This window comes from Sphingobium indicum BiD32, from assembly GCF_000382885.1.
Classification (GTDB): Bacteria; Pseudomonadota; Alphaproteobacteria; order Sphingomonadales; family Sphingomonadaceae; genus Sphingobium; species Sphingobium japonicum_C.
This window is the reverse complement of sequence record NZ_CAVK010000241.1, coordinates 1-1,711: the sequence shown is the minus strand read 5'-3', so window position 1 is coordinate 1,711 and position 1,711 is coordinate 1. Positions and strand designations below refer to the sequence as shown.

The 1,711-nt window shown below is 52.1% G+C and carries 4 protein-coding genes; all 4 read left to right on the top strand.

Annotation, left to right across the window (positions count from 1 at the left end; translation table 11 throughout):
- Positions 1-310 (top strand): aldehyde dehydrogenase family protein (locus tag EBBID32_RS21205; RefSeq protein ID WP_037492377.1); only part of this gene is annotated, 310 nt, incomplete at its 5' end.
- Between the two features lie 39 nt (positions 311-349).
- Positions 350-1,033, top strand: coding sequence for a nuclear transport factor 2 family protein (locus tag EBBID32_RS21200; protein ID WP_037492375.1), 684 nt, complete (start codon positions 350-352; stop codon positions 1,031-1,033).
- Positions 1,034-1,081: 48 nt separating this feature from the next.
- The gene (locus tag EBBID32_RS21195; protein WP_037492373.1) at positions 1,082-1,525 is read left to right on the top strand and encodes an acyl-CoA thioesterase; all 444 of its coding nucleotides are present in this window, start codon (positions 1,082-1,084) and stop codon (positions 1,523-1,525) included.
- The coding region (locus tag EBBID32_RS23845) for a 3-keto-5-aminohexanoate cleavage protein (protein ID WP_231382277.1) at positions 1,522-1,711 on the top strand (190 nt) is incomplete at its 3' end. The genes EBBID32_RS21195 and EBBID32_RS23845, both read left to right, overlap by 4 nt.

Genomic DNA, 1,711 nt, shown 5'->3' with positions numbered 1-1,711 from the left:
GTATAAGAGACAGGCCTTAATCCGTGCGCGCGATGCCGACCAAGCGGTGGAGATTGCCAATGACAGCCAATACGGGCTTTCTGCGGCTATCTTCACACGCGATATCGCAAAGGGGTTGATGCTCGCGAAGAGGATCAAATCAGGCATCTGTCATATCAATGGGCCCACGGTTCATGACGAGCCGCAGATGCCTTTCGGGGGTACCGGAGCGTCTGGCTATGGCCGGTTCGGAGGCAAACAGGGGATCGATAGTTTTACTGAAACTCGCTGGATTACAGTTGAAACCCTGCCAGGACAGTTTCCGATTTAAACCAAGTCTAATCAAACTTACCAGTTGGGAATTAAAACAATGGATTTCACCACATATATAGATGCATTCAATTCCGGGGATTACGTTAATCTCGTGGATCAATGGTTTACGGAGGATGTGGTCTGGGAGGATGGCGGTCAAACGGTGACGGGCCGCGATGAATGGTTGAATTTGTTCCATTTCCTTCGAAATGGTATCCGTGAGATATTTCGGCCTATCACAGGCTTTGATGGCCCGTCGGGTCATTTTCGTGAGATCGACATGGATTTTCATGCACTAAAGTCGCGGCCAGACTTTCCGTTTGGACCGTTGGCGCCAGGCGACATGATGACGGTGAAGTTCTTTCTCATATATGAGTGTGAAGGTAATCGGATTCGTCGCCTGAAAGCAGCGACTTGGCCTGTCAACTATGGAACGAGTAAATTACCGCGCTTGGGCGCTCACGTTACTCAGCGAGCCGCGTTTCAGGCTTTCCAAGCAGCGCTGGCCCATGAGCATGGCGCAAATGCAAGGCAGTATCTTGCCGCTCAATTGCAAATGGGCAGCACCGGTGGGACGCGTTCCAGTTCGCATGAAGACGCGATTGGCTCGCTTAGAGAGGCTGGCGTGGCCACGGCGACGTTGAAGGACGCGAGGGACGATGAACTGTTGCTAGATGCAGGCGGGCGTCTGATGAGACTAGGCCTGCAAAACGGTCTAATATCTCAATTCGAACTGGTTTAATTCGGCGCCGACACGTCCGGCGTCCGGCATAGCGTGAGACATGCCCTCATGTTTGTAAATAAAATCTCCGTTGAGATAAGTTGGGGTGATTGCGATCCCGCCGGGATAGTTTATTATCCCCAGTATTTCCGAATGTTTGACAGCTGCACCGCCGCGATTTTTCGCATGGTGACCGGTATTGACAAGCGCGCTATGATTGAGAGGTTCGGGATTGTTGGTTTTCCGATGGTGGATACCGGAGCCCGTTTTTATATTCCCAGTCGGTTTGGTGAAGAAATTCAGGTGCATACCTCCGTTCCCAAGATTGGCCGTAGTAGTTTTGAGGTGTCACATCGCGTCTTCAGAGGTGAGGATCTGGCGATCGAGGCATTCGAAAAGCGCGTTTGGTCTGCCATCGACCAGGAGAGCGGAAGATTGCGAGGCATTCCATTGCCCCCTGAAATCGTGTCCGCGCTTTCCACTCCCTCCATCCATGAAGGTGTTTCGTCGTGAGCAAGCTGATTATCACCGTTGCTCCTACGGGCGGCATGGCATCCAAGAAGCAGAGTTCGCTTCTTCCCACGCAACCCGATGAAATTGCAGCTTCCGTATACGCATCTTACAAGGAAGGGGCAGCAGTTGCTGCGCTTCACGCTCGTAGGCCGGATGATGGCGCAACTTGTAACGCTGTCTCTTATA

What these genes read in the sequence shown, in the direction of transcription:
- EBBID32_RS21200 (WP_037492375.1), top strand. Translation starts at nt 350, where the DNA reads ATGGATTTCACCACATATATAGATGCATTCAATTCCGGGGATTACGTT.
- EBBID32_RS21195 (WP_037492373.1), top strand. Translation starts at nt 1,082, where the DNA reads ATGTTTGTAAATAAAATCTCCGTTGAGATAAGTTGGGGTGATTGCGAT.